Source organism: Paragemmobacter ruber, from assembly GCF_009908315.1.
Lineage (GTDB): Bacteria > Pseudomonadota > Alphaproteobacteria > Rhodobacterales > Rhodobacteraceae > Paragemmobacter > Paragemmobacter ruber.
On the sequence record NZ_JAAATW010000001.1, the window covers coordinates 705,148 to 730,527 of the forward strand.

Genomic DNA, 25,380 nt, shown 5'->3' on the forward strand with positions numbered 1-25,380 from the left:
TCCCGCCCTCAGATCCCGATCATTCGCAGCCGCAGCCGCGCCGCATCGTCATGCCGCCCCACGCCCACACGCGGCAGCGCGAACAGATCCGCCCCCCGCCGCCACAGCCCGCCATCCAGCGCCGCCGCCGTCGCAAATCCCAGTCCCGCCGCCGCCGCGCGCAACCCCGTCGAATGGTTCCCGTTCGGCCAGGCGAAATGCGCCACCGCCTGCCCCGTCCACGCCCGCAAAAGATCGCGCGACCGCGCCATGCTGTCCTGCGCCACATCCAGCGCCAGCTGGTCCAGCAGGTTGTGGCAATGGCTATGCGCCCCGATCGTCACCCAAGGGCTCTCGGCCAGCGCGGCCAGTTCCGCGCCCGTCATCGGCCCCAGCGGGGGCCGCCCCGGCGGCAGCGGATGGGCGGCAAGGATCGCATCCGTCAGCACCTCGCGCCGCGCCGGGCTTTCGGCCTTCAGCGCTTCCAGCAATCCACCAAGGCCCGCCCAGCGCGCGGGGCCGGGGGCGGCCGGAATGTCAAAGACACCGAACCCCGCCACCTCCACCCGATGCGCGCCCACACCCAGCGCACCCATCAGCCGGTCAAACCAATAGGGCCGCCCGCTTTCGATCTGCGCCGTCGCCACATAGACCAGAACCGGCACCCGCAGATCATCCAAAAGCGGCAAGAGATGCCGGTGCAGCCCCGCCTCGCCATCATCAAAGGTCAGCACCGCCCGGGGCCGCCCGCCCTGCGCGCGCCCCGGCCCTTCGGCCAGCGCGGCATCCAGCGTGACGATCTCATAGCTTTCCGCCAGCATCGCCACCTGCACCCGGAAATCGGCCACCCGCAGCGCGGTCCAGGCATCGGGGCCGCCCGCATCGGGGCCAAGCGTGTGATAGCACAGCACCGTCACCGGATCGTCGGCCAGCGCCCGCGCCTGCAACGCCGCCCGCACCGGGGCCGCGCCAAGCACACCCCGCGCCGCCCGCTTCAGCAGGGCACTCACGCGCCCGCCTCGCCCCCGAACAGCGCCGCCAGCCGCGCCGCCTCGGTGTCGATGTGATGCCGGGCGCGGGCGCGCGCGATGGCCGCACGCCCCATCTCGTCCAGCCGGGCGTGCGGCGTGTCCAGCGCCTGCCCGAGCGTCCGCGTCAGGCTGTCCACATCGCCCGCAGGCACCAGCCACCCGGTGCGACCCGCCTCCACCAGTTCCGGTATCCCGGCCACAAATGTGGAAATCACCGCCCGCCCCTGCGCCATCGCCTCCATCAACACGACGGGCAGCCCTTCCATCAGGCTTGGCTGCACGATCAGCGTGGCCTCCCCGATCAGGCGGCGCACCTCGTCGCTGCCGATCCAGCCGGTGATCCGCACCCGCCCCTCCAGCCCCAGATCACGGATGCGCCCCTCGATCAGGCCACGCAACTCGCCATCCCCCGCCAGCACCAGCCGCACGTCAGGCCGCTCCAGCCGGGCAAAAGCCTCAAGCAGCGTCACATGCCCCTTTTCCGCGCACAGCCGCCCGATGCACAGCAGCACCGGCGCCTCGGGCAGTTCGGGCGGCTTGTCTGCAAAAAACGCCTCATCCAGCCCGCAATGCACCACCTTCAGCTTGGGCCAATCCACCGCCGGCAGCACCCGCATCAGCTGCGCTCGCGTATAGCTGCTGACCGTCACCACGAATTTCGCCGCCGCCGTCTTGCGCGGAAAGGAAAGGATGCGGGCATTGTCGCTCTCATCCGCGCCATGCACGGTAAAGCTGTAGCTGGGGCCACCCAGCAGCCGCAACAGATGCGCCACATCCGCCGAATTCGTCCCGAAATGGGCATGCAGATGGCTGACCCCTTCGCCTTCCAGCCACAGCCGCAACCGGCAGGCATGGGCGAACCAGATCAGATGATAAGGCCATGGCCGCACCGACCGGCGCGACATCGCAAGCGCCGCCTTCAGCGCCGTCCACGCCGCCTTGGGCCGCTGCGCGACATTCCGCACCACCGCCGCCGCCAAAGGCAGCAGCCCGTCCTTCAGCACATAGCGCGTCCGCGCCTGCTCGGCATGGTCCAGCGGATCCACCACCTCGGCATCCCAGCCGCGGATGGAATAGCGCAGCACCGTCACGCCCTGCCGCTCCAGCGCAAGGATCTCACGCCGGATGAAGGTATGGCTCACCTTGGGATACTGGTTCACCAGATAGGCGACCTTCAGCCCCGCCACCGCCTGCGCGGTCGTCTGGATATCGCGGTCTACGGCTTTCACATCAAACTCCTGTCTGACGGGCGCGCGGCAGATGGGCGCGGATCAGTTCCGACCGATGGTGGAACACGGTCACATCATCGAACTGCGCCCCGTCCTCGGCCGCGCGCGCGACCAGCGCCGCCAGCGCGCCGCGATCCTGCGCCAGACCCGCCACAGCCTGCGCCAGCGCCGCCACATCGTCGCGCGGCACCAGCCGCCCGCCGCCATGGGCGGCGATCAGGTCCCGCGGAAAGGCGCTGTCATAGCCGACAATGGGCGTCCCACTGGTCAGCGCCTCGATCAGGCAGCGCGGGCTTTCCGGCGTCTTGTGGCAGAACATCATCAGATGCGCCGCGCGCACCTCGCCCGCCACCAGCGCCCGGTCCCGCACGAAGCCGGGCAGCTTCACCCGTCCCGCCAGCGGCCCCGCCGCGACGCGGGCCCGCATCGCCTCAAGCTCGGTCCCCTCGCCCAGCCATGTGGCCTCGAAATCCACACCCGCCTGCGCCAGCCGCTCCAGCACCGCGATCCAGTCATGCGGCCCCTTCATCTGATCGGCCCGCCCCATATAGCAAAGGCGCAACGCGCCGGACCGCAGGCCCGCGATCTTCGCCTCCAGCATGTCGGGCGCGATGTGATCGGCCTTGCGGATATGGATGTCGTGAACCACCTGCGGATTGCGCGACCAGGGCGCATAGGTCTCATAGGTCTCGCGCCCGTGGAACAGGCCCAGATCGGCGCGGCGGATCAGATAGCGCTCCAGCCACGCCATCGGACGATGCGTCAAGGCCGCCTGCACCCGCCGCTTCCACGGCCCCGACCGCGCCGCCACGCGGACCACTTCGGATTCCACGCGGTCCGTCCAGACATAGAAGGGCAGCCCGCGCCGATGCGCCAGATAGGCCCCCACGCTGCCCCAATCCCCGAACAGCCCCCCGATCGCAAAGCCCAGGTAATCCGCCCGTCCGATCGCATCACGCAGGCGCGGCAGCACACCCGGCAAGGCGCGCAGAAAGCGGTCCGGGCGATAGGCCTCCGGCACGGTCACGATCTCGATCCGCTCCATCGCCGCGCCCACGGCCGCGGCCATCGGCACCCAGGATGCGGGCGGCTCTCCCGGCGCGACCGGCACGATCACGATCAGCCGTTCGAAATTCTCCGCCCACAGCCGCAGGCCGTTGCAGGCCTGATCCTCCAGCAGCAGAACATCCCCCCGCCGATAGACAGGGACAGAGATATACAGAAGCAGCGTCGCCGGCCGATGATCCACCACCGCCCCTGCCCCATCGCGGGGGCCACCGGCCACCCGCCCCCCCGCCGTGGCGGCGGTCTCAATAGCCGTCATACCCATACCCGTCCTGCGCGTTCAGATAGCGGCACTTGTTCAGCACCACGCCCAGCACCGTGGTCTGATCCGCCAGTTCCTTGCCCGCACGGTCGATCTCATCCACCGTCGTCTGCTCGCTCGCCGCCACCATCAGCGCGCAGTCCACCTGATCCAGGAACGCCATCGTGTCGTCGATCACCAGCATCGGCGGCATGTCGAACAGGATCACATCCGGCTTGTAGCGCTCCTCGATCATGTCCACGGCCGCCGCCGCCTGCGTCGATGACAGAAGCTCCGCCGTATTGGCCACCGCCGAGGCGCTGGTCCCGAAGGCAAGGTTCGGCCCGAACCGCACCAGCCCGCGCTCCGGCGGCTCAGTCCCGGCCAGGACGGCCGCCATCCGCGCGCCGCCCTCCAGCCCCAGCGTCTTCATCATCGCCGGGCGGCGCAGGTCCAACTCGATCACCATCACCCGCAATTCCGACTGCCGCGCCAGGCTGAAGGCCAGGTTGACGCAGGTCGTCGTCTTGCCGCAGGCCCCGCCCGGCGACGTGATGGCCACGCGCGACCACCCCTGTTCCCGCAGATGCCGCATCAGCGTCGTGCGCATCAGGTCATAGGGGTTGGCATGGGCGCCGGGTTGATGGGCCACGATGCGCGCCGCCTCAAAGTGGCGCTCGTCGATCACCGCCACGGGCAAGGCCGACCATGCCGCGATCACGCCGGTATCCTGCGGGGCCGGCGGCTTGGACTGCGGAACCGTCAGGGCGTTCCCCTGCAGGTTTCCCTGCCGTGCGGCACGCCCTTTGGCGATGGCGGTCTGGATACGCTCCATGGCTTTCCCTCAATTCTCGGGCTGGACGGGTTGCGCCTCGCCCGGCGCAGCGGCAGAGGCGACAGGCTCCTCCCGCGATGACAGGTACACGGTGAAGGCATATAGCAGCAGCGGCAGGCAGATCAGCCCGGCCACCCCCATCCCGATGGACCGGAACCGCTGCCGCCGCACCTCTTCCTCGGTCGCGATATAGGGGATCGTGCCAAAGGGCGTGATCCCCAGCGATGACACCAGTTCCACCGGGCGCCGCACGGTGCGGTTCAGCACATCGGTCAGGAACAGCATCAGCATCGTCAACAAAAGCCCGGCCCCGAACCCAGCCGCCACGATCAGCTTGCGGTTCGGCTCCGACGGCTCGACCGGCGGGATCGCCGGATCGACAACAACGATCCGCTGCCCGCGCGCCGTCACCTCGATGCGATCCCCCATCCGCGCGTCGGCAAGGCTCTGCACCGCCTGGTCGTACTGCACCCTGAGATTGACGAAATCGCTCTCCAATTCGCCCAGGACAATCGCATTCTCCGGCGTCTGCTCGATCGACTCCGCGATCCGCGCCAGTTCCTCCTCCAGCATCCGCTTCTGATCGGCCATAAAGGCGATCTGCCCGTCGATATCGGCCACCTGCAATTCAAAGGTGCTCAGCGCCCCGTCACCCGTGCCGGTGCCCAACTGTTCCCGCACCGATTGCTCCAGCGCCTCCACCTGGGTCTGCAACGCGCGCACGCGCGGGTTCTCGGGCGCATAGATCACCAGTGCCGAGGCCAGTTCCTGGCGCAGCGCCTCAAGCCGCTGCTGTTCGGGCGTCAGGTCCGTCCCGGACGGTCCGATCCGCCCGGTCCGTTCATAAAGATCCTGCAACCGCTGACGGCGATCCCGCAGCCCGGCCAGTTCGCGGTTCACCTGCAGCAACTGCTCCTGCTGCGCCGCCTGACGACTGCGCCGGAATTCAAGGCTTTCCGGCAGCGCGTTGCGGTTGGCCTGCTCGAATTCAAGGATCCGCGCATTCTGCGCCGCAATCTCGGAGCTGAGCCGCTTCACCTCCTGCTCAAAGAATTCCAGCGTCCCGCCCGAGGCATCGGTCCGCAGCTCGACATTCTGCCGCAGGATCTGATCCACCAGCGCATTGGTCACCGACGAGGACAGGCCCGGATCCGGCGCGCTGAAAGACACCGTCAACACCCCCGTCCGCTGGTCAATGGAGGGCGTCGCCATCGTGATGCGACTGCGCATGTCCGCCACCCGCGCCCCTTCCGGCAACTCCGGCGCATCGGCATAGATGTCGAACTGCGCGGCCAGATCCAGCATGTTCGTCGTGCTCAGGATGCGCTGCTGGATGCCCAACAGCACCTCGGTCGGCGTCGTGCGCACCGTGGATGCCGCCAGTTCGTCGGGGATTTGCGGGCTTTCCACCAAAAGCCGCGCCTCGGCGCGATAGACCGGCGGCAGGGTATAGGCCATGAACACGCCCGCCATCGTCGTGACCAGAAAGATCAGCACGACAAGCGGCAATCGGCGGACCAGAAGGGTCAGATAGAACCGCGGGTCAAAGTTCATCGGGCTTACTCACTTTTCGCAGGCTCGGGCTCAACGGGGAAGAAGGCCCCGTCATCCAGCACGTCTTGGATTATCTTGGGATCCACCAGCTTGCGCCCGGCGGTAAAGGCATAGACCAGCGCCAGATCGCACAGCCGGTTGACCATGCGCGGGACGCCCCCGGTCTTTTGATGGATCAGGACGATGGCCTCTGCCGTGAACAGGCGCCGCGTGCGCCCTGCCACCGCAAGCCGGTGCTGGATGTAGTCGCGCATCGTCGGCAGGTCCATCGCGGGCAGATGGAACAGCGCCGCCACCCGCTGCGCGAACTGGCGCATGTCGCGCCGGGCCACGATGTCGCGCAACTCGGGCTGTCCCACCAGCACCAGTTGCAACAGGACATCCCGGCCTGTGTTGATGTTGGTGAACATCCGCAACTCTTCCAGCGCGGCCCGGTCAAGGTTCTGTGCCTCGTCGAAGATCAGGATGACCCGCCGCCCCTGCGCATATTCGTCCAGCACATGGGTCTGGAACCGCGAGAAGAGATCGACATAGGTATCTTCCGGCACGGCGGGCAGTTCCAGCGACATCAGCACCCAGCGCAGCAACTCCTCGCGCGTGCCGATGGGGTTGGAAATCAGCCCGACCCGCACCTCCGGCACCAGCGACCGCAGCATGTGCTGCAAAAGCGTCGTCTTGCCGGCCCCCACCTCGCCCGTAATCAGCGTGATCGGGGCATGGGTCATCACGCCATATTCCAGCATCGCATAGGCGCGCTTGTGGGCGGGCGACCAGAACAGGAAATCCGGATCCGGCGTCAGGGAAAAGGGCTGCGCGGTCAGGCCGAAGAACTCGGTATAGATATCAAGGGCCGCCAGCACCGTCCGGCTCTCGCCTGCATTCGGCAGCGCGGGCAAAGCGGGCGCATTGGGCGCAGGCAGCGCAGCCCCCGCCGCCGCGACGCGGGGCTTGCGGCGCGATCCGATCACCGGCATCGGCGGCAGGGCGTCATCCGGGATGCCGCGCGGCGACACCGGCTCGATGCGCAGCGGATCACGCTCCGGCTCCGTGCCGGCGCGCGCGCTACGCCCCCGGCCGACAAATCGGCTCAGGCCGGGAATGACACTCCACATCCGCTCTTTCCTCATGGCAGGTCCCACCCCGGGGCGCCATGCCCGTCTCTGCCCGCAGGCCATGCCAGGTCCAGTGGCAAACCGGATGTCCCGGGCCAGTCCTTCCCTTGCGTCTGGGCAGGGTGGCACGTCACTGGATCCATCCCGTTCCCCTTGCTCCGATGCCAGCCACGCCCGGTGCCGTCCCGCGCCCCTGGCGCAGGACAGGCCCGAACGAATCGACGCTGGCACCGCATTCTCAACATTGGTTAACAGTTCTTCCAGTTATCGTTCATATTTCTGAACAAGTGCGTTGCATTCATAGCGGTGATTGCGGCGCCACGTCGTCAATCCCATGGCTGGCAAAGGACAAATCGGGGCGCTGCCACGTCGGCGGGCGTGCTGCGGCACCCGCGACCCCGGTTCCGACAGGCTGCCGCCCAGTAGCCCCCCGTGGCGCCCTGTCCCGCCCAACCCCCAACGCCCGGCGCGGAGGCGGCGAAGTTTTCAAATGATTGCAACAACCTGCGCGTTTCCGGCTGAATCCCGCCTGTCACGGCCTTTGTTGCGCCCTATTTTTGCCACGAATCGACGCAAAGGTTACTCTACTGAAATAGGCAGTGATGGCGGGCCAAAGGGGGAACCAACACATGATGGCAGGTCTCTTGATCATTTCCATGATCTCGGGCGCCGTGGCCGGTGTTGTCGCCCTTGCGCTGTCGATGCCGTTCTGGGCTGCCTTCCTCGCCTACGCCTTCTGCGGGATGGTCACGCTCGCCGTGATCGCGACGATCGTCAGCCTGCGCGGCAAAGGTGGCGCATCCGCCTATCCGGCCTCGCTCGCGCCCGCTTCGGCCACCGCGCGCCGCTGACGCCGCGCCTGCACGGCCTCAGTGGCCCGTGCAGCGCAGCACCACACCAACGGTCGCGAACATCACCTTCACATCGGTGAACAGCGACAGCTTCTGCTCATATTCGGCGTCGAAATCCGCACGCTGGGCAAAGGTGCTTTCGTTGCGATCCGACACCTGCCACAGCCCCGTCAGACCCGGCCGCAGCGAAAAGTAGGCATTGCCCGGATACAGCGCGCGCTGTTCGGTCATCATCGGGCGCGGCCCCACCAGGCTCATGTCGCCCTTGAGAACGTTCCACAGCTGCGGCAGCTCGTCCAGCGACGACTTGCGCAGCACATGCCCGATCACCGTGATCCGCGGATCGCAGGTCAGCTTCTGATAGGCATCCCACTCCTGACGCGCCGTCTCATTTTCGGCCAGATAGGCCTCCAGATGCGCCTTGGCATCCGGCACCATCGTCCGCAGTTTCCACAGCTTGAACACCCGGCCATCCCGGCCGACCCGTTCCTGCTTGTAGAAGGGCGAATGTCCGTCCCGCGCCACCAACAGCGCCAACATGCCCACCAGCGGCAGCACGAAGGGCAGCACGACAATCACCAGCAGGATGTCCAACACCCGCTTGCCTGCGTTGCGGTACAGACCAAAGCCCCGACGCTTGGTCCAAGCCGCGGAATTGGCCGCCTTTGACCGGTCAAAATCGGTCAGTCCATCGTGAATTCTCGTGCTCATTGTCAGAGCCTCCAGCAGCGGGTCGTTTTGGCGAATGGCAGTGGCGGCCATCCAGCCGTCAGCACCATCTCGGTTCAGGCTCTGGACCCTTGCGCCTGCGGCACAGGTCCAGCGGGAAAGGGCCCTCAGCCAGTACTCACGATCCGTTGCCGCGCCCTGCGGCGCAGAAGATCGACCAGACCAGGCAGCTCGGTCACGCGGTCGAGAAAAATACCCTTGTGCAGCATGTCATTCCTACTTTGCAGTGTCGGACCATTTTTCCGGCCCGTTCATTGCCCCCACTGTTAACCTATCTTAATTTGGGCGTGGGTCTAAACGAAAGTTTATATCTTGCCGCCTTACGGCCATAGTTTCGCCCTGATTGCCCGCCGGTCTCCCAGATAATTCAACGATTTGCGCGTGGATCGTTGCCATTGCGGCAACAGACCCGGATTTTGCACCTGCGAAACTGGACAGAAATCGGGCAGAACTTTGACGCGACTTCCGATGGATTTCACTCATAGGTTGTTTGCATCAATGCGGCAGTAACCAACGGTTAGCGGAACCTTGCTGATTGATTCGCGCAAAAACCCCGCCCATCGCGGCGGAATTCGGCTTGCCAACAACATCTGCCCCTCCCGCAGCCAGATCGGCAACTGCCCGCCGAAGATTGAAAAACTGCAAGCCCAGACGGCAACTCTCCCTATGGTTGAAATTTGTGACGGCCATTTCTCCCTCTGGAAACCACGCTTTTCCCTTTGCCAAAAGGCCGCGGCACAGGCCGGTGCCGCAGTCATCCCCACCATTTTCGGCATGTCAGAAAAGGACAAGAACATCCGCCCATGTCAGATTCGACCTGACGGCGGGAAATCGGCTACAACGTGGTTAACCAAGATTACCATGGCACAGGGTCAATTCATGCCGCCTCGTTTCCGATCCATTCATGTCGTAACGGCGCTGCTGGCCGCCGCCGCCACCGCCTGGCCCGCCCTCGCGCAGGAAGAACCCTCCACCCCTGCCCTCGGCGTGGATGATCCGGTGGTGTCATGGGGCCTCGCAGGCCTGTCCGATTGGGATACCTCGCGGCCCCTGATCGACATCGCGCGGAACATGCGCCCCTTCTGGGGTTTCAGCGGCGATGACTGGTCCACGATCGGCAACGAAGCCCTCGCCGCTGTCGGCGCCTTGGATGAAAACGGCTACCCCACCCGCATCCCGCAGGGGATGCGCGGCCTGCGCACCATCTGGGGCTGGAGCGAAGAGTACGGCGCCGAAGGGCGCGCAGGCCTCTATGTCCTCACCTATCAGGGGCGCGGCACCCTGTCCCTGCATGGGGCGGCGCGGGTCATCACCGCCACGCCGGGCCGCATCGTATTCGAGAATGCAAGCGGCACGGGCTTCTGGCTCGACATTACCGCCATCGACAGCGGCAACCATATCCGCGACATCTCTATCGTGCGCGCCGATCGCCTCGCGCTGGCCGAAGCCGGGGCCATGTTCGATCCCGACTGGCTCGCCCTCATCTCCGATGCGCGGGAACTGCGCTTCCTCGATTGGATGCAGACCAACAACGCCCCCCAGGTCAGCTGGGCAACCCGTCCCCGCCCGTCCGAAACCAGCTGGAACGCCAAGGGCGCGCCGGTCGAGGTGATGGTCCGCCTTGCCAACGAAACCGGCACCGATCCGTGGTTCACCATGCCGCACACCGCCGATGCCGAATACACCCGCGCCTTCGCCACCTATGTGCGCGACAATCTCGATCCCCGGCTCAAGGCGCATGTCGAACTGTCCAACGAACTGTGGAACGGGGCGTTCGATCAGTTCCACTGGATGCGCGATCAGGCCATCGCCGCCTGGGGCGAAGACATCGCCGAAGATTGGGTGGCCATCTTCAGCTATCATACCAAAGTGGCGACCGAACAGGCGCTGATCTGGGAAGAGGTGTTCGGCGACGAAGCCTCCAGCCGAGTGGTGAACATCCTCGGCACGCAGATCGCCTATCTCTGGCTCAGCGAACAACAACTCATCGCCCCGGGCTGGAAGCAGCGCGAACCCGAAACCTATGTCGATCCGACCACCGTATTCGAAGAACTGGCCGTGACAGCCTATTTCGGCGGCAGCTTCATGGGTGAACCCGACGCCCGCGATCAGCTTCTGGCGCGCATCCGGGGTGGTGTCGAAGGCACCTATGCCTGGATGTTCGAACAAAGCACGACGGGCACCGTGCTCAAAGATTCGATCCCGATGCGCATGGCAACGGTGGCGGAACACCGGGCGCAGGCAGAAAGCTTTGGTCTGCGCCTCGTCGCCTACGAAGGCGGGCAGCACATGCATCACAGCTTCGCCGTCGATGGCCTGACCGAGGAAGTGGCCGATGAACTGGGCGCATATGTGCGCGAATTCATCCGCAGCCCCGAAATGGGTGCCCTCTACGGCGAACTGTTCGATGGCTGGAAAGCGGTGGGCCAAGGCCCGTTCATGCAGTTTACCGAAACCTCCGCCCCGTCGCGCTACGGATCCTGGGGCCTCCTCGCTTTCCCCGAAGATGACGTGCCCCGCGCCCGCGTGATCGCCGCGCGACAGGCCGAGGGCGGCTCATGGTGGGGCGAAGGCGGGGGGCCGCAATACCTGCAGGGCCGCACCGCAAACGGGACCGAAGCCGCGGAAACCATGACCGGCACGGCGGAAGAGGATTTCCTCGCAGGACTGGGCGGCGATGACACCTTCCCCGCCAGCATCGGGCGCGACGGCATCAATGGCGGCGAAGGCAAGGACCGCTTCACCCTGTCCGCTGCCGCAGACCGCTACACCATCACCGCCGAAGGGCCGGGCCACCGCGTCACCGGGCAGGGGGTGGATACCTATCTCGTCCATGTCGAAGAGATCGCCTTTGGCGATGGCACCACCCTGCCGCTCGACTGATCAGCACGCCGCGGGCGGGTCCTCTGGACAGCGGCGCGGGAACGCCCCGCCCCCCATCCCGGCGGGCAGGCCCAGGCGCGCGATCCCCTTGCGGTCACTGATGGCACCGTGACCTGCGGCCAGACCGCATATCCATGACGCAGGCCTCCGATAGGCCCTGCCGTCACGGCCAAGCATGACGAGCCGCTATCACTGCCCACCGTAACGATCCACCATCACGGACCGCCATCACGGACCGCCATCTCGACCGACAGTCACGCCCCGCCATCCCAACCGACCGTCCCACCCCGAGGTCGCACCCCAAAAGTCTCGAACAACCGGTCCACCGCGGCGCTCCCGCCGCTTCACACCACGTTAACCTTAACGCGGCGAATAGGCCCGGATCCGCCTGTCCGGTGCATACGCCTGTCTGCACGCGTTGCTGCACCCGATCCTGCACATGCGGCACCGGCCATCCCCCTGAAAACGCGGCGGATTAATCCGCCGCGCGCCGGGGTCGCCCGGATGCCGCCTCAGTCCTCTGCCGTCCCGATCTGCGACAGCGCATCGCCACGCCCCCGCGCCCGCAGGATCATCGGCACCACCAGCGCCGCCAGCGCCAACAGCAGCAGCACCGCCGCCACCGGCGATTGCACCAGCGTGGTCCAGTCTCCCTGCGAAATCGACAGCGCCCGCCGCAACTGCTGCTCTGCCATCGGCCCAAGGATCAGGCCCACCACAACCGGCGCGATAGGGTAATTGAACAGCCGCATCAGATAGCCCATCGTCCCGAACAGGACGAGCATCATCAACTCCACCGGCGACGGGTTCACCCCCAGCGTGCCAAGGGTCGCAAAGACCAGGATCCCGCCATAAAGCCACGGCTGCGGAATCTTCAGAAGCAGGATCCAGAACCGGATCAGCGGTAGATTCAGCACCAAAAGCATGACGTTAGCCACCAGCAGGCTGGCAATCAGCCCCCAGACAAGCTGCGGTGCGGTCGCAAACAGCAGCGGCCCCGGCTGCAAGCCGAACTGCTGGAAACCCGCCAGCATGATCGCCGCCGTCGCCGTCGTCGGCAGGCCCAGCGTCAGCAGCGGCACCAGCGTCCCGGCGGCGGCGGCGTTGTTCGCCGCCTCCGGCCCCGCGACGCCCTCAATCGCGCCTTTCCCGAATTCTTCCGGGTGCTTGGTCATGTTCCGCTCGGTCGCATAAGACAGGAACGATGCGATATCCGCCCCCCCGGCCGGCATCGACCCGATGGGAAATCCGATCGCCGTCCCGCGCAACCACGCCTTCCACGACCGCGCCCAATCCTGCGCCGTCATCCGCACCCGGCCCTTGATGGCAAGGATGCCGCTATCGTTATCCGGCCCCTGCGCCGCCACGAACAGGGCCTCGCCCAGCGCGAACATCGCAACGGCCAGCGTCGTGACCTCGATCCCGTCCAGCAGTTGCGGCACGCCAAAGGCCAGCCGCGTCTGCCCGGTCAACTGGTCGATCCCCACCATCGCCAGAGCCAAGCCTATGAAAAGCGACACCAATCCCCGCAGCGCGCTTTCCCCGAAAGCGGCGGAAACGGTGACAAAGGCCAGCACCATCAGCGCGAAATACTCGCGCGGGCCAAAGATCAGCGCCAGCTTCACGACATGCGGCGCAAGGAAAGCCAGCATCAGCGTGGCCAGCAACCCCGCCACGAAAGACCCGATGGCAGCAGTGGCCAGCGCTGGCCCGCCCCGCCCGGCGCGGGCCATCTTGTTGCCTTCCAGCGCGGTGATCACCGACGCGCTTTCTCCGGGCGTGTTCAACAGGATGGATGTCGTCGATCCGCCATACATCCCGCCATAGTAGATGCCCGCGAACATGATCAGCGACCCGGCCGCATCCAGCCCATAGGTCACGGGCAGCAGAAGCGCCACCGTCAGCGCAGGCCCGATCCCGGGCAGCACACCCACCGCCGTGCCCAGCGTCACGCCGATCAGGGCGTAAAGCAGCATCATCGGCTCGAACGCCGTGGCAAGGCCTTGCAGAAGAAAGGAAAACGTATCCATCTCAGCGCCCGAAGATCAGCATTTCAATCGGCCCCGCCGGCAGGTTCAGCTGCAGCAAGACGTCGAAAACCAGATAGATGAACATCCCCAGCCCGATGCCGGACAGGATCGCCCGCACAAACCGCCGCTCGCCAAAGGCCGCCGCCGCGCAGGTGAACAGAATCGTCGCGCCCAGCACGAAACCGATGGTGTGGATCGTGGCCACCATCACCACCATCCCGCCCAAAAGCCACAGAAGCGGCACGGGTTGCTGCTTGGGTCGCGCAGGCCCCGGCCTGCGCCATCCCTCGATGCCCGTCGCAATCCCCAAAAGGACCAGCGCCCCGCCGATCAGCCGCGGCACATCCCCCGCGCCCACGCCGGAATAGCCTGCCTTGGACGGGATGCGCGATCCGTCCCACAGCATCAGAGCACCGATGGCGATCAGGAAGGCCGCGATGGCAAACGCCGCCCCATCGGGGCGGCGTCCGGTATCACCTTGCGGTGTCATTGAACCAGACCGATGTCCTTGAGGATCGCGGTCGTGGCCTCGATCTCCTTGGCCAGCTGCGCCTCGAAATCGGCCCCGGCGAGGTAGGTGTCAGCCCAGCCCTTGTCGGCCAGCGCCTTCTGCCAACCTTCGGATTTCGCCAGCTTTTCGATATCAGCCGTAACCTGCGCCTTCTGCTCGTCGCTCAGGCCGGGCGCGGCGGCGACCATCCGCCAGTTCTGCACCACCACGTCATAGCCCGCTTCCGTCAGCGTCGGCGCATCCACGCCTTCAAGCCGCGCATCCGACGACACGGCCAGAAGGCGCATCGTGCCCGCCTCAACCTGCGGCAGGAACTCGCCAAGGCCCGAAATGCCCGCCGTCACCTGATTGCCCAGGATCGCCGCCGTCGCCTCGCCACCGCCCGAGAAGGCGACATAGTTGATCTTGGTCGGGTCCACACCCGCCGCCTTGGCCAGAAGGCCCACGGTGATGTGGTCCACACCGCCCGCCGAACCACCGGCCCAGCTCACGGCGCCGGGATCGGCGGCCATCGCATCGACCAGACCCTTGATGTCCTGAATGGGCGACGCGGCAGGCACCACGATCGCCACCGCTTCGCCCGTCAGCCGCGCGATGGGCGTGACATCGGCCAGCGACACGGGCGAGGCATTGGTCAGGATCGCGCCCACCATCACATAGCCGCCCACGATCAGCTGCGACGGATCACCCGATGAGCTGGCCACGAACTGGGCCAGCCCCACGGTGCCGCCCGCGCCGGGGACGTTCGTCACCTGAACGCTGGACGAAATGCCTTCGGCCTGCATCACCTCTTGCATCGTGCGCGCGGTGGAATCCCAACCGCCACCGGGGCTTGCCGGGGCCATGATGCTGTAGTCATTGGCGAAGGCCGGAACGGCCAGCGCAGCGGCGAACATCGCGCCGTACAGGGCGTGTTTCATCTTGATCTCCTCCCAAATCCCGGCATTCGGCCGGGGAAACTGTTCCCGGAAGTCACCTCCTCGTGCTTCCGATGGCGCACTCAAACACAGGAACCTGTCATCAACCTGACATGTCCCCTACTCTGCCCCAAGCGTTTCTTCGGCCCAGCGCTGCAAAAGCCGCCTGCGCTTGGACTGGTCCAGATAGACCAGAAGGCCGGGGCTGACCCCCACAGGCTGCAATTGCGGGCCGAGAATCGCCTGCATCATCCGGGCGCTGTTGGCATCCGCCACCTCCAGCGACACTGCCGGAAGGCGCAGCTTGCGCGCCAGCACCTCCTGCCCTTCCCGGCTCATCAGAAAGCCGAGGAAGGCCTCGCCCAGTTCGGGATTGCGCGCCGCCCGCGGCACCAGCGCGACGCGCGAGACGACCACCGTGTAATCCTTCAGCAGGACCAGGCCGATCTCGGGCCGCTGCCGCGCCTGATCGGCGGCATAGGACCCAAGGATGTTGTAGCCCAGCTTCAGGCGCCCATCGGCCACCCTGTCGATGATGTCCTGACTGGTGGGAAACACCTCCAGCCCCGCCCGCGTCATCGCCCGGATCAGCGCCCAGATATCGCCGAACAGTTCCTCATCCCGCGCCAGAAACAGGTATCCCAGCGCCGACCGCGTGATGTCATAGGTCCCCACCGCACCGCCCGATGCCGCAGGCTGGGCGCGCAGCCAATCCATCAGCGCCAGCCGCGATTGCGGCGGGCCGTCGGGAAAGCTGGGGCGGTGATAGACCAGCACCGCAGGCTCGAAGGTCAGCGCATAGGCCGTGTCCTGCCACTGCGCCCAATCCGGCCAGTCGCGCGCCGCAGGCGGGCGCGCAGCCTGTGCATAGCCGTCATTGGCAAGGCTCATCTGCAGGTCCATGCCCGACGAGAACACGAAATCCGCCGTCACGCCCGGCCCGTCCGTTTCGGCGCGCACGCGGTCGCGGATCTCGCCGGTCAGCAGATCCTCGTAACGCACGGCGACGTCGGGATAGTTTTCCTGAAAGGCCGCGATCATCGGTGCGGCAAGGCTTTCATCCAGCGTGGAGTAGACCGTCAGTTCCTGCCCGGTCCTGCCAGAAGGGGCATCGAACAGGAACACCTCGCCCAGCGCAGGCCACGCCGCGCCGATTAACCCCACAAGAAACAGAACACCCCCCCGCATCCCCGCAGCTTGCCCCAAGGCAGAGCGGTTCACAACGGCGCTGTTCGGCCCTAGTCTGCGGCCCAGTTCCGGGTGACGGGAGGCCCCATGCGCATCATGCTTGTCGAAGATGACCGCCCCCTCGCCGAGGCGCTGACCACGCTGCTGGGCCAGTCTGGCTATGCCGTGGACACGGTGCATGACGGCGCCTCGGCCGAGGTTCTGGGTGCCTCGGAACGCTTCGACCTTGTGATCCTCGACCTCAACCTTCCCGAAAAAGACGGGCTGTCCGTGCTGCGCGCCATGCGCGCCCGGTCCGACGATGCCGCCGTGATGATCCTGACCGCGCGCGGCGCGCCAGAGGAACGGGTGCGCGGCCTGAACCTTGGCGCGGATGACTATCTGACCAAGCCCTTCGACGTGACGGAATTCGAAGCCCGCGTCCGCTCGCTCCTGCGCCGCAAGGCGGGGCTGCGCGCCTCGACGCTGACCGTGGGCGATGTGACCTTCGATCTGATCTCGCGCCGCCTGACCACGCCCGCAGGCGGCATCGACCTGCCCGCGCGCGAACTCGCGCTGCTGGAACTGCTGTTTACACGGGCGGGGCGCGTGGTCAGCAAGGAAACGATCGTGCAATCGCTGACGTCACTCGACGACAGCCTGTCCGACAATGCGATCGAACAGTATGTCTCGCGGCTGCGGCGGCGGCTCAGCCCGCATGGCGTGGTGCTGCGCACGGCGCGGGGCATCGGCTATTACATCGACAAAGCCGCCAGCGCATGACATCCGCCCCCGCCCTTTCGCGCTGGTCGCTGCGCCGCAGACTGCTGGGCGGTCTGCTGCTATCCACGGTCATCCTCGGCCTGATCGCATTGGTCGATACATGGGGCGAGGCCCGCCGCACGGCGCAAAGCGTATCGGATCGGGTGCTGGCCGGTTCGGCCCTCGCCATCGCCGAGCGGGTCAGCGTCGATTTGTCGGGCGACATTCAGGTGGATCTCCCCTATTCCGCGCTGGATATGCTGGCCTCTACCGCCGAGGACCGGGTTTTCTATCGCGTGGATGGGCCGGACGGCTTTCTCTCGGGCTATGAGGATCTGGCCACGCTGCCCGGCGCGCCCGGCGATGACACAGCCTTCGCAGACGGCCGCTATGGCGATACGCGCATCCGCATCGCCACGCATTTCGGGCAGGTCTCGACGGGCGAGGAATCGCTGCGCTTTTCCGTCACCGTGGCCGAATCCACGCGCGCCCGCGATGCCTTGGCGCGGTCGATCCTGATCCGCTCGGCGCTGCGGCTGGCAGGGCTGGCCGCAGGGGCGGCGCTGATCGTCTGGCTGATGGTGACCAATGCGCTGCGCCCCATGGACCGGCTGGCCCGCCGCCTTTCGGCCCGCGCGCCGGATGACCTGAGCCCCCTGCGCGCCGACATCCCTTCGGAAATGGCTGGCCCCATCGACGCGATGAACAGCTTCATGCAGCGGCTGGATGGTGCCGTGCAGGCCCTGCGCAACTTCACCGGCAATGCGGGCCATCAATTGCGCACGCCGCTGGCCACGGTGCGGGCGCAGCTTGCCCTGATCGCCCGTACCACCCCGGATGCGGCGCAGGACAGCATCGCCAAGGCCGAGGCGGCGCTTGTGCGGGCAGAGCGGGTGCTGGCGCAGCTGATGGTGCTGGCCCGGGTGGATGCCGCCGCCGCCCGCCGCGCGCTGCCCGAAACCGATCTGGCCGCCATCGCCCGCACCACCACCGCCGAGGCGATCCCGAATGCCGATCGCTTCGGCCATGATCTTGGCTACGAGGGCGAGGATCGGCTGATCGCACGCGCCGATCCGGTGCTCTGCGCCGAACTTCTTACCAACCTTGTCGACAACGCGATCCGCTATGCCGGCCCGCAGGCGGTGATCACCGTGCGCGCCCTGTCCACCCCCGCCGGTCCCGTGCTCGAGGTGGAAGACAATGGCCCCGGCCTGCCCCCCGATGCGCTACCCCGCCTGCTTGCCCGGCAGGACCTGCGCAAGGATGCGCTGGAGGGGACGCATGGCCTTGGCCTTGCGGTGGTGGGCGAAATCGCCCGCCTCTTCGGCGCCCAGTTGCAGCAGGCACGCGCCGAGGATCCGCCCCGGCACATCATCCGCTGCCGGTTCCCCGATCCCGACGCCGCCTGATCAGAACGCGTTGAACAGGATGAAGGCCGCGGCCTTCACGAGGGCCCAGACCACGCCCGACACGATCACCATCGACAGCACGCCCACCAGCACGCCAAAGATCACCCACAGCCCGTCGCGTTCCAGAACGCCAAGCGCCATCAGGGAAATCGCCAGCGCGGGCAGCATGTTGCCCAACGGGATGGGCAGCGCCAGCACGATGGCCAGCAGAAAGAAGATGCCCCCGATGATGCGCTCGCTCGGCGGGGCGGTCATGAAGAACAGCCGGGGGCGCAAGAGCCGCTCCACCCGCGCCAAAAGCGGCGTGACTCGCCCAACAAAGGCGTTGAAATCGCTGCGCGTCATGGACCGATCCGCGATGATCGCGGGCAGCCATGGCAGCTTGCCCAGCATCATCTGCGCGGTCAGGTACAAAAGCGGCAGCCCCAGCACCGAGGATGTCCCCGGCGGGGTGGGCACGACATTGGGCAGCGCAAACAGCAGGATCAGCGCCGCCACCGCCCGCGCATCCATCGCCCGCATCAGATCGGATACCGAAACCCGCTCCCGCCGTTCATCGGCACCGATCTCGTCCAATATCTGCGAAAACCGCTTCTTCCCTTCGGGCGGCGCGCCTTCGATATTGCGAAACCGCCGCGCGATCTTCCGTCTCCGTGCCATCGGCAGGCAGTCCTTTCCTTCGCTTGCCCCCAACTTCGGTGCTGGCGGGCGCCAGCGCAACCCTGCGCCCGCGCAGATTTCCTGTGGCGCGCCTCAGGGGATGATCTCGAACCGGTCCACATCCACCATGCCGTGATCGGTGATCTTCAGATGCGGGATCACCGGCAGGGCGAGAAAGGCCAGTTGCAGGAACGGCTCTTCCAGCACCACGCCCAATCCCGCCGCCGCGCCGCGCAGGGCGACCAAGGCCTCGCGCACCGTCTCGAAGGGGGCAAGGCTCATCAACCCGGCCACGGGCAAGGGCAATTCCGCCAGCAAGCGTCCGGCCTCCACCACCACAAAGCCCCCCTCGATCTCGCCCAGCCGATTCGCGGCCAGCGCCATATCGGCATAATCCACGCCCACGACAGCGATGTTGTGATGGTCATGACAGACGGTCGAAGCAATCGCCCCGCGCTTGAGGCCGAACCCCTGCACAAAGCCAGTGGCGATGTTGCCATTCACCCCGTGGCGTTCGATCACCGCGATGCGGATCAGGTCGCGCTGCGGATCGGGCCGCTTGTCGCCGTCGGTGGGTGCGATGTCATGGGTCAGATGTTCGGTGATGATCTTTCCCGGCAGGATGCCGATCACCGGCGTCTCAACCCGGTTGCCGCCACAGCGGAAATCCTGCGCCGCCACCCGCCGCGCCTTGACCGACTGGCGCGCCACTGGCGGGATCACCGCCCGCGCCGCAAAGGCCGCCTCCGTCACCTCCACCCCGCCCGCAAAGACCCGGGCCGCGTGGCAGCCCTCCAGACTGTCGATCACCGCGATATCGGCGCGCTTTCCCGGCGCGATCAGCCCGCGATCCTTAAGCCCGAACGCCTCGGCCGCCGAAAGGCTGGCCGCGCGATAGACCGCCAAGGGCGATGCACCCAGCGCGATGGCGGTGCGGATCATATGGTCCAGATGCCCATGCTCGGCGATGTCGAGCGGGTTGCGGTCATCGGTGCACAGGCACAGATAGGGCGAATGGCGTTCCGTCAGCAGGGGCGCCAGCGCGTGCAGGTCCTTGGACACCGATCCCTCGCGGATCAGCACCCGCATCCCCTTGCGCAGCTTCTCCAGCGCCTCGTCTGCGGTGGTGGCCTCATGCTCGGTGCGGATGCCCGCCGCGATGTAGCCGTTCAGATCATTGCCCCGCAGCAGCGGCGCATGGCCGTCGATATGCCGCCCCTGCCATGCCTCGAGCTTGGCCATGCAGGCCCCATCCTGCATCAGGACGCCGGGAAAGTTCATGAATTCCGCAAGCCCGATTCCGCGCGGATGGTCCATCAGCGGGATCAGGTCCGCCGCCTCCAGCCGTGCGCCGGCGGTTTCCATATGGGTGGACGGCACGCAAGAGGAAAGCTGCACCCGGATATCCATCAGCGTGCGGCTGGAGGCTTCCAGAAAATAGGTGATCCCCTCCACCCCGCAGACATTGGCGATCTCATGCGGATCGCAGATCGCCGTGGTCACGCCACGCGGGGTAACGCAGCGGTCAAACTCGAAGGGCGTCACCAGCGAGGATTCGATGTGCAGATGCGTGTCGATGAAGCCCGGCACCAGAATGGCACCGCCCACATCCACCACGCGCCGCCCCTCATAACTGCCGAACACCCCCACGATCGTATCGCCGCAGATGGCCACATCCGTCGGCACCAGATCGCCCGTGACCAGATCGAACACCCGCCCCCCACGCAGCACCAGATCGGCAGGCACCACGCCGCGCCCCTGCGCGATTCGCTCGGACAGCGGGGCCTTGGGGGCAATCTGCGGCATGACGGGCACTCCTTTGCCACCAGAAAAGCCCAAGCATCGGCCGGGGTCCACCCCCCTTGCGGCGGGGAAGAAAGGATGATCCACCGTTGCCAGCACCAGAGGTGACCATGCGCCCGCTCCGCGGCATAGCCCTGAAACTCGGCTCCGTCCTCGTCTTCATCGTCATGGTGTCGATGATCAAGGCCACGGCAGAGCATGTGCCTGCCGGGCAGGCCGTGTTCTTCCGGTCGGCCTTCGCGATCCCGGTGATCGTGGTTTGGCTGATGCTGACACGCGAATTGTCCACCGGCCTGCGCGCCAAAAGCCCGATGGGCCATGTCTGGCGCGGCTTTGCGGGCACTTGTGCCATGGGCCTTGGCTTTGCCGGGCTCGCCTATCTGCCGCTGCCCGAGGTGACGGCCATAGGCTATGCCGCACCCCTGCTGACCGTGATCTTCGCAGCGATGTTTCTGGGGGAAGACGTGCGCCTGTTCCGCCTGTCCTGCGTGGCCCTTGGCATGGCGGGGGTGCTGATCGTGCTTTCGCCCCGCCTGACGGTGCTGGACGGCACCGCCAGCCATGCCGAGGCGTTCGGCGCCATGCTGGTGCTGGGCGGGGCCGTCTTTGCCGCGCTGGCGCAGGTCTTCGTGCGCAAACTGGTGCAGACGGAACGGACACCGGCCATCGTGTTCTACTTCTCGCTCACCGCGACGGTGCTGTCCTTGGCGACGCTGCCTTTTGGCTGGGTCTGGCCCACACCCATGGAAACGTTGCTTTTGATCGGGGCGGGCATCCTGGGCGGATTGGGGCAGATCCTGCTCACCTCCAGCTACCGCGAGGCGGATGCCTCGCTGGTGGCGCCCTTCGATTATGCCTCCATGCTGTTTGCGCTGGCCATCGGCTGGTTCATCTTCGCCGAAGTCCCCAGTCGGACCATGCTGATCGGCGCGGCCCTGATCATCTGCGCGGGCATCCTGATCATCTGGCGCGAACGGCGGCTGGGCAAGGATCGCGCCCAGCAGCGCAAGGTCACGACGCCGCAAGGATGATGCCCCGGCCTGTCGGTCCCGGTCAGCCCGCCGCACGCCGCGGGCTATCGGCCGCCTCGACCACCGACAGGATGCGCTCGGCCGCCACCCGCGCGCCCTGATGGCGCTGCATGGCCTGCGCATTGGTGGCCAGCCGCGCCCGCATCGGCGCGTCGGCCAGAAGGCCGGTGATGGCCTGCGCGAACTCGGCCTCGGTCCAGCGATAACGGTCCAGCGCCCGCCCGACGCCCGCCTCCACTGCGCGGCAGGCATTGTCGTGCCCGTCCCAGCAATAGGGCATCACCAGCGACGGCACCCCGAAATACAGCGCCTCGCAGAACGAGTTGTTGCCGCCGTGATGGATGAAAAGCTGCGCCTGCGCCACGACAGATGGCTGGGGAAACCATGGCGCGACCAGCACATTGTCGGGCACGGCGGTGTATTCATCGCTCCACGATCCGCCATTCACCACAAACCGGCAGGGCAGTTCGGCAAAGACGTCGATCATCCGCCGCATCAGCCCCACATCCATCGCGCCGAGCGACCCGAAACTTGTCAGCACCAGCGGCGCGTCGTTGTGGCTGGCAAATCCGGGCGACTGCCAGGCCGCCTCTTGCCGCATGCAGCCATCCAGAAACACGAACCGCTCCGGATCGAGCGGCCGCATCCGCGCGCGGCGGATGATCTGGGGCGCAAGCATGAGGTTGAGCCAGGGCGAAGGGTCCAGAAACCGCCCAGGCGGCGGGGGGGCGATGCCACAGTCGGCCAGAAAGGCCGACAGGCGGCGATGGGCGGGCGCCGTAACCTCCGCATAGGCCTGTGCGAAATCGTCCCACTGATCGCGCCCCGCCTCACCCAGCCCCGACAGGTAGGGTGGCACCGCCGGATCAGGCAATTCCGTCTCGGCGCAGGAGATGACGCGGATCCACGGCACGCCCGCCGTCGCGATGGCGGGAAACATCACCACATTGTCCAAGACGATCCCATCGGGCCGCAGGCTGGCCAGCAACTGGCGCAGCGGCTGTTCCACCGCCATCGCCGTATCCACGATCGCATCCCATGTCGGGCCCACATAGCTGTGGAGTTGCGCGCGGGGGGTCTGGCGAAAGGCATCGCGGTGGCGGTTGATGAAATCGGTCCAATCCGTCGCCTGCCCCTCACCCGAAATGGCCAACTGGTATTCGGCGAAGCCATATTCGGCAAAGACCCCGCTAAAGCCGGGATGGCAGATGAAGATGGGCCGCGCCCCCATCCGACGCAGTTCCTGCGCGATGCCCACGCAGTTCAGCGCCGCGCCGAAACTGGCCTCGGGGAAAAGGGCGATGGTCTTGCCTGCGGTCATGCCGATCCTGCCTGCCGGGCCACGATCTTGAAGGCGGGCGGCACGCCGCGCCCCGCCAGACGTGGCCTTTGGGATTGTGACTGCTGGATGTGCACGCGCATCAGATCGGCGGCAAGCTGCATCTGACCCCGCTCGATCTGTTCCACGATCTGCAAGTGTTCCAGATTGGACTGCATCAGCCGCCAGGTCGAAACCGGGCCGCAGGGTGCCGCGCGGCGGCGGCGGTGGTGGCCCGCCAGGACCTCGGCCAGAAAGGGGTTGCCGCAGCCCTTGGCGACCAGCATGTGGAAATCGAAATCCGTCCGCTCGAACAGGCGGCGGTTGAAGCTGTCCTCCTCCATCCGCCGCAGGGTCAGCATGGCCTGACGCAGCGACAGGATCGCCGTCGCGTCGCGGCGAAAGCCCGGCATCGTCAGCGCCAGGGGTTCGGTCGCAAGCCGGAACTCATAGCTTGCCGCCGCCGCATCAGCACTGACCGCGAATTGCTTGAGCAGCCATTGCTGCCCCGCGCCCCGTTCCGCAAGCCCCTCTTCGCCAAGCCTTGCCAGCGCATTCTGCACCGAGGCCCGCGCCGCGCCATAGCGGCGCTGCAAGCTGGCCACGGTCTGCGCCTCTTCGATCCGCCCGGCGCCCAGATCGCGCAGGATCGCCGCATGCAGGCTGTCCTCCGCCGCCTCTGGCCCCGGCGGCACCAGCCCCGGCACCAGCGCCGCGTCGATGGCAAGGGACAGGCCACCTTCGGGATCGGGGGCGGCCACCCCCTGCTCCACCAGAACCAGAAGCGCCTTGCGGATCGGCGTGCGCGATACGTTGCACAGCGCGGCCAGCGCCTGTTCCACAAGCCGCTCCCCCGCCTTCATGTCGCGCTCCGTCGCAAGCTGAAGTATTTTTTGCGCCAACTCGACATGCCGAAGATACGCGCGCCCCTTGTCCGACATCGGCAGATCCTTCCCGTTCCCGCCAAGTTTACCCAGAAATCGGCCTGATACCAGCGGATATCGCCCATCTGCAGGAATCTTGCAGGGCAACCGATTCAACAGTTGACGCATTTTTTTCGAAAATAATACAGTTTGCGCACAGACCGCACAAAGCGGCGACCCGGCCAAGAGCCGACCACCAACAGAAGGAGCATCGCCGTGACCCAGAGGATTACCCCTAGCCTGCCACCCCTTGCCCCCGCGCTGGCGGCCATCGCGCTGATCGCGACCGCCCCGGCCACGCTGGCGGCGGATCTCGTCATCTCGAACTGGGATGGCTACATGGCCCCCGACATCGCCGAAACCTTCAAGGCCGCAACCGGGCTGGAGGTGGAAATCGTCAACCACGCCACCAACGAAGAAATCATGGGCAAGCTGATGGCCAGTCAGGGCGCGGGCTATGACGTGGTCTTTGTGTCTTCGCCCTTTGCCGAGATCCTGAACAAGCAGGGCCTGCTTGCCCCCATCGACCATGCGGCGGTGCCCAACATCGCCAATCTCTACCCCGAGGCGGCGGCGTTGGCCTATGACCCCGGTGCCACCTTCGCGGTCCCTTATGCCTGGGGGACGACGGGGCTGTGCTACCGCTCCGATCTGGTGGAAGGCACGCCCGACAGCTGGTCGGCGCTGCTGCAGCCTGCGGATGCGCTGAAGGGCAAGGTCACCATGCTGGCCACCGACCGCTGGCTGATGGCGGCGGGCCTGCTGGCGCAGGGGTCTTCGGTCAATGAAGCCGATCAGGCCAAGATCGACGCCGCCCGCGACCTGCTGATCGAGGCGAAGAAATCCCTCCTCGCCTATGACGACACAACCTTCTATGCCAAGCTCGTCTCGGGCGAGGCGTCGCTGGTGCATGCCTGGGATGGCTGGTGCAATTACGGCATCGCCGAAAACGCCGACATCCGTTTTGCCGTGCCGAAGGAAGGATCCGACCTCTGGGTGGATACGATGGTCGTGATGGCGAATGGCGAGAACCGCGAGAACGCGATGAAGTTTCTGAACTTCATCCTCGATGCCGGCAACCACGCCTGGGCGGCGCAGAACATCCTGTACAAGGTGCCGAACAAAGCCGCGATGGAAAGCCTTGATCCCGCGCTGTTGGAGCAGTTCCCGAATATGGCAATCACCCCGGCAGAGCTGGCGGGGTACGAGCTCATGCGCGATCTGGGCGATGCCCAACCCGCCTTCTCCCGCGCGGTGAGCGAGATCAAGGCCGCGAACTGACACCCATGCCCTAGGACCGGCGGGGGGGACCAAGTCCCCCCCGCACCCCCCCACCCTCC

22 protein-coding genes are annotated in these 25,380 nt (G+C 66.5%); 6 read left to right on the plus strand and 16 right to left on the minus strand.

Translation table 11 applies throughout. From position 1 onward, the window contains the following. Positions 1-8: 8 nt before the first annotated feature. From GU920_RS03390 to GU920_RS03415, 6 genes are read right to left on the minus strand one after another with little or no spacing between them, the layout of a single operon-like run. On the minus strand, positions 9-989 hold the full coding sequence (locus tag GU920_RS03390) for a polysaccharide deacetylase family protein (RefSeq protein WP_161765549.1): 981 nt from the start codon (positions 987-989) through the stop codon (positions 9-11). After that, positions 986-2,239 (minus strand): glycosyltransferase, encoded by a 1,254-nt coding sequence (locus GU920_RS19795; protein ID WP_201743961.1) that lies wholly within the window; start codon positions 2,237-2,239, stop codon positions 986-988. The genes GU920_RS03390 and GU920_RS19795 overlap by 4 nt, the downstream gene beginning before the upstream one ends. Position 2,240: 1 nt before the next feature. Next, positions 2,241-3,563, minus strand: a complete 1,323-nt coding sequence (locus tag GU920_RS03400; protein ID WP_161765550.1) for a glycosyltransferase — start codon at positions 3,561-3,563, stop codon at positions 2,241-2,243. After that, positions 3,550-4,380, minus strand: a complete 831-nt coding sequence (locus GU920_RS03405) for a CpsD/CapB family tyrosine-protein kinase (protein WP_161765551.1) — start codon at positions 4,378-4,380, stop codon at positions 3,550-3,552. The genes GU920_RS03400 and GU920_RS03405 overlap by 14 nt, the downstream gene beginning before the upstream one ends. 9 nt (positions 4,381-4,389) lie before the next feature. Further along, on the minus strand, positions 4,390-5,934 hold the full coding sequence (locus GU920_RS03410) for a GumC family protein (protein ID WP_161765552.1): 1,545 nt from the start codon (positions 5,932-5,934) through the stop codon (positions 4,390-4,392). Positions 5,935-5,939: 5 nt separating this feature from the next. Continuing rightward, the gene (locus tag GU920_RS03415; RefSeq protein ID WP_235933034.1) at positions 5,940-7,046 is read right to left on the minus strand and encodes an ExeA family protein; all 1,107 of its coding nucleotides are present in this window, start codon (positions 7,044-7,046) and stop codon (positions 5,940-5,942) included. 629 nt (positions 7,047-7,675) lie between these two features. On the opposite strand from GU920_RS03415, the gene GU920_RS03420 reads away from it, so the two are divergent. Further along, positions 7,676-7,897, plus strand: coding sequence for a hypothetical protein (locus tag GU920_RS03420; protein WP_161765553.1), 222 nt, complete (start codon positions 7,676-7,678; stop codon positions 7,895-7,897). Between the two features lie 18 nt (positions 7,898-7,915). Here the strand turns inward: GU920_RS03420 and GU920_RS03425 are convergent, their stop codons facing one another. Then, the gene (locus tag GU920_RS03425; RefSeq protein WP_161765554.1) at positions 7,916-8,608 is read right to left on the minus strand and encodes a sugar transferase; all 693 of its coding nucleotides are present in this window, start codon (positions 8,606-8,608) and stop codon (positions 7,916-7,918) included. Positions 8,609-9,105: 497 nt separating this feature from the next. After that, entirely contained in the window at positions 9,106-9,402 is a 297-nt protein-coding gene (locus GU920_RS03430; protein WP_235933036.1) for a hypothetical protein, read from the minus strand. A gap of 103 nt (positions 9,403-9,505) precedes the next feature. On the opposite strand from GU920_RS03430, the gene GU920_RS03435 reads away from it, so the two are divergent. Beyond that, a complete protein-coding gene (locus GU920_RS03435; protein WP_161765556.1) occupies positions 9,506-11,509 on the plus strand; it encodes a hypothetical protein in 2,004 nt (667 codons plus the stop codon). A 512-nt stretch (positions 11,510-12,021) separates the two neighbouring features. Here GU920_RS03435 and GU920_RS03440 read toward each other — a convergent pair. The 4 genes from GU920_RS03440 to GU920_RS03455 form a co-directional block, all read right to left on the minus strand. Beyond that, complete coding sequence (locus GU920_RS03440; protein ID WP_161765557.1) at positions 12,022-13,539, minus strand: tripartite tricarboxylate transporter permease; 1,518 nt, start codon at positions 13,537-13,539, stop codon at positions 12,022-12,024. A gap of 1 nt (position 13,540) precedes the next feature. Beyond that, positions 13,541-14,029, minus strand: coding sequence for a tripartite tricarboxylate transporter TctB family protein (locus GU920_RS03445; protein ID WP_161765558.1), 489 nt, complete (start codon positions 14,027-14,029; stop codon positions 13,541-13,543). Continuing rightward, entirely contained in the window at positions 14,026-14,970 is a 945-nt protein-coding gene (locus GU920_RS03450; protein ID WP_161765559.1) for a Bug family tripartite tricarboxylate transporter substrate binding protein, read from the minus strand. Before GU920_RS03450 ends, GU920_RS03445 begins: the two co-directional genes overlap by 4 nt. A gap of 117 nt (positions 14,971-15,087) precedes the next feature. After that, a complete protein-coding gene (locus GU920_RS03455; protein ID WP_161765560.1) occupies positions 15,088-16,155 on the minus strand; it encodes an ABC transporter substrate-binding protein in 1,068 nt (355 codons plus the stop codon). An 87-nt stretch (positions 16,156-16,242) separates the two neighbouring features. On the opposite strand from GU920_RS03455, the gene GU920_RS03460 reads away from it, so the two are divergent. Both GU920_RS03460 and GU920_RS03465 read left to right on the plus strand, forming a co-directional pair. Beyond that, on the plus strand, positions 16,243-16,917 hold the full coding sequence (locus tag GU920_RS03460; protein WP_161765561.1) for a response regulator transcription factor: 675 nt from the start codon (positions 16,243-16,245) through the stop codon (positions 16,915-16,917). Beyond that, positions 16,914-18,305: a sensor histidine kinase gene (locus GU920_RS03465; RefSeq protein WP_161765562.1), complete on the plus strand. Its 1,392-nt coding sequence runs from the start codon at positions 16,914-16,916 to the stop codon at positions 18,303-18,305. Before GU920_RS03460 ends, GU920_RS03465 begins: the two co-directional genes overlap by 4 nt. Here the strand turns inward: GU920_RS03465 and GU920_RS03470 are convergent, their stop codons facing one another. Together GU920_RS03470 and ade are read right to left on the minus strand one after the other, a co-directional pair. Next, positions 18,306-18,965: an exopolysaccharide biosynthesis protein gene (locus GU920_RS03470; RefSeq protein WP_161765563.1), complete on the minus strand. Its 660-nt coding sequence runs from the start codon at positions 18,963-18,965 to the stop codon at positions 18,306-18,308. It abuts the gene before it with no gap. Positions 18,966-19,058: 93 nt separating this feature from the next. After that, positions 19,059-20,771 (minus strand): adenine deaminase, encoded by a 1,713-nt coding sequence (ade, locus tag GU920_RS03475; RefSeq protein WP_161765564.1) that lies wholly within the window; start codon positions 20,769-20,771, stop codon positions 19,059-19,061. Between the two features lie 107 nt (positions 20,772-20,878). On the opposite strand from ade, the gene GU920_RS03480 reads away from it, so the two are divergent. Then, positions 20,879-21,799: a DMT family transporter gene (locus GU920_RS03480; protein WP_161765565.1), complete on the plus strand. Its 921-nt coding sequence runs from the start codon at positions 20,879-20,881 to the stop codon at positions 21,797-21,799. A 22-nt stretch (positions 21,800-21,821) separates the two neighbouring features. Here the strand turns inward: GU920_RS03480 and GU920_RS03485 are convergent, their stop codons facing one another. Both GU920_RS03485 and GU920_RS03490 read right to left on the minus strand, forming a co-directional pair. Beyond that, positions 21,822-23,120: a nucleotide disphospho-sugar-binding domain-containing protein gene (locus GU920_RS03485; RefSeq protein WP_161765566.1), complete on the minus strand. Its 1,299-nt coding sequence runs from the start codon at positions 23,118-23,120 to the stop codon at positions 21,822-21,824. After that, positions 23,117-24,058: a GntR family transcriptional regulator gene (locus GU920_RS03490; RefSeq protein ID WP_161765567.1), complete on the minus strand. Its 942-nt coding sequence runs from the start codon at positions 24,056-24,058 to the stop codon at positions 23,117-23,119. The genes GU920_RS03485 and GU920_RS03490 overlap by 4 nt, the downstream gene beginning before the upstream one ends. A gap of 198 nt (positions 24,059-24,256) precedes the next feature. Between GU920_RS03490 and GU920_RS03495 the strand changes: the two genes are divergently transcribed. Further along, positions 24,257-25,321: a polyamine ABC transporter substrate-binding protein gene (locus GU920_RS03495; RefSeq protein ID WP_328799230.1), complete on the plus strand. Its 1,065-nt coding sequence runs from the start codon at positions 24,257-24,259 to the stop codon at positions 25,319-25,321. Positions 25,322-25,380 lie beyond the last annotated feature (59 nt).

Coding starts and splice junctions, on each gene's coding strand:
- GU920_RS03435 (WP_161765556.1), top strand. CDS start 9,506: ATGCCGCCTCGTTTCCGATCCATTCATGTCGTAACGGCGCTGCTGGCC.
- GU920_RS03440 (WP_161765557.1), bottom strand. CDS start 13,539: ATGGATACGTTTTCCTTTCTTCTGCAAGGCCTTGCCACGGCGTTCGAG.
- GU920_RS03415 (WP_235933034.1), bottom strand. CDS start 7,046: ATGTGGAGTGTCATTCCCGGCCTGAGCCGATTTGTCGGCCGGGGGCGT.
- GU920_RS03420 (WP_161765553.1), top strand. CDS start 7,676: ATGATGGCAGGTCTCTTGATCATTTCCATGATCTCGGGCGCCGTGGCC.
- GU920_RS03485 (WP_161765566.1), bottom strand. CDS start 23,120: ATGACCGCAGGCAAGACCATCGCCCTTTTCCCCGAGGCCAGTTTCGGC.
- GU920_RS03450 (WP_161765559.1), bottom strand. CDS start 14,970: ATGAAACACGCCCTGTACGGCGCGATGTTCGCCGCTGCGCTGGCCGTT.
- GU920_RS03470 (WP_161765563.1), bottom strand. CDS start 18,965: ATGGCACGGAGACGGAAGATCGCGCGGCGGTTTCGCAATATCGAAGGC.
- GU920_RS03400 (WP_161765550.1), bottom strand. CDS start 3,563: ATGACGGCTATTGAGACCGCCGCCACGGCGGGGGGGCGGGTGGCCGGT.
- GU920_RS03405 (WP_161765551.1), bottom strand. CDS start 4,380: ATGGAGCGTATCCAGACCGCCATCGCCAAAGGGCGTGCCGCACGGCAG.
- GU920_RS03425 (WP_161765554.1), bottom strand. CDS start 8,608: ATGAGCACGAGAATTCACGATGGACTGACCGATTTTGACCGGTCAAAG.
- GU920_RS03430 (WP_235933036.1), bottom strand. CDS start 9,402: ATGCCGAAAATGGTGGGGATGACTGCGGCACCGGCCTGTGCCGCGGCC.
- GU920_RS03455 (WP_161765560.1), bottom strand. CDS start 16,155: ATGCGGGGGGGTGTTCTGTTTCTTGTGGGGTTAATCGGCGCGGCGTGG.
- GU920_RS03465 (WP_161765562.1), top strand. CDS start 16,914: ATGACATCCGCCCCCGCCCTTTCGCGCTGGTCGCTGCGCCGCAGACTG.
- GU920_RS03490 (WP_161765567.1), bottom strand. CDS start 24,058: ATGTCGGACAAGGGGCGCGCGTATCTTCGGCATGTCGAGTTGGCGCAA.
- GU920_RS03480 (WP_161765565.1), top strand. CDS start 20,879: ATGCGCCCGCTCCGCGGCATAGCCCTGAAACTCGGCTCCGTCCTCGTC.
- GU920_RS03445 (WP_161765558.1), bottom strand. CDS start 14,029: ATGACACCGCAAGGTGATACCGGACGCCGCCCCGATGGGGCGGCGTTT.
- ade (WP_161765564.1), bottom strand. CDS start 20,771: ATGCCGCAGATTGCCCCCAAGGCCCCGCTGTCCGAGCGAATCGCGCAG.
- GU920_RS03460 (WP_161765561.1), top strand. CDS start 16,243: ATGCGCATCATGCTTGTCGAAGATGACCGCCCCCTCGCCGAGGCGCTG.
- GU920_RS03410 (WP_161765552.1), bottom strand. CDS start 5,934: ATGAACTTTGACCCGCGGTTCTATCTGACCCTTCTGGTCCGCCGATTG.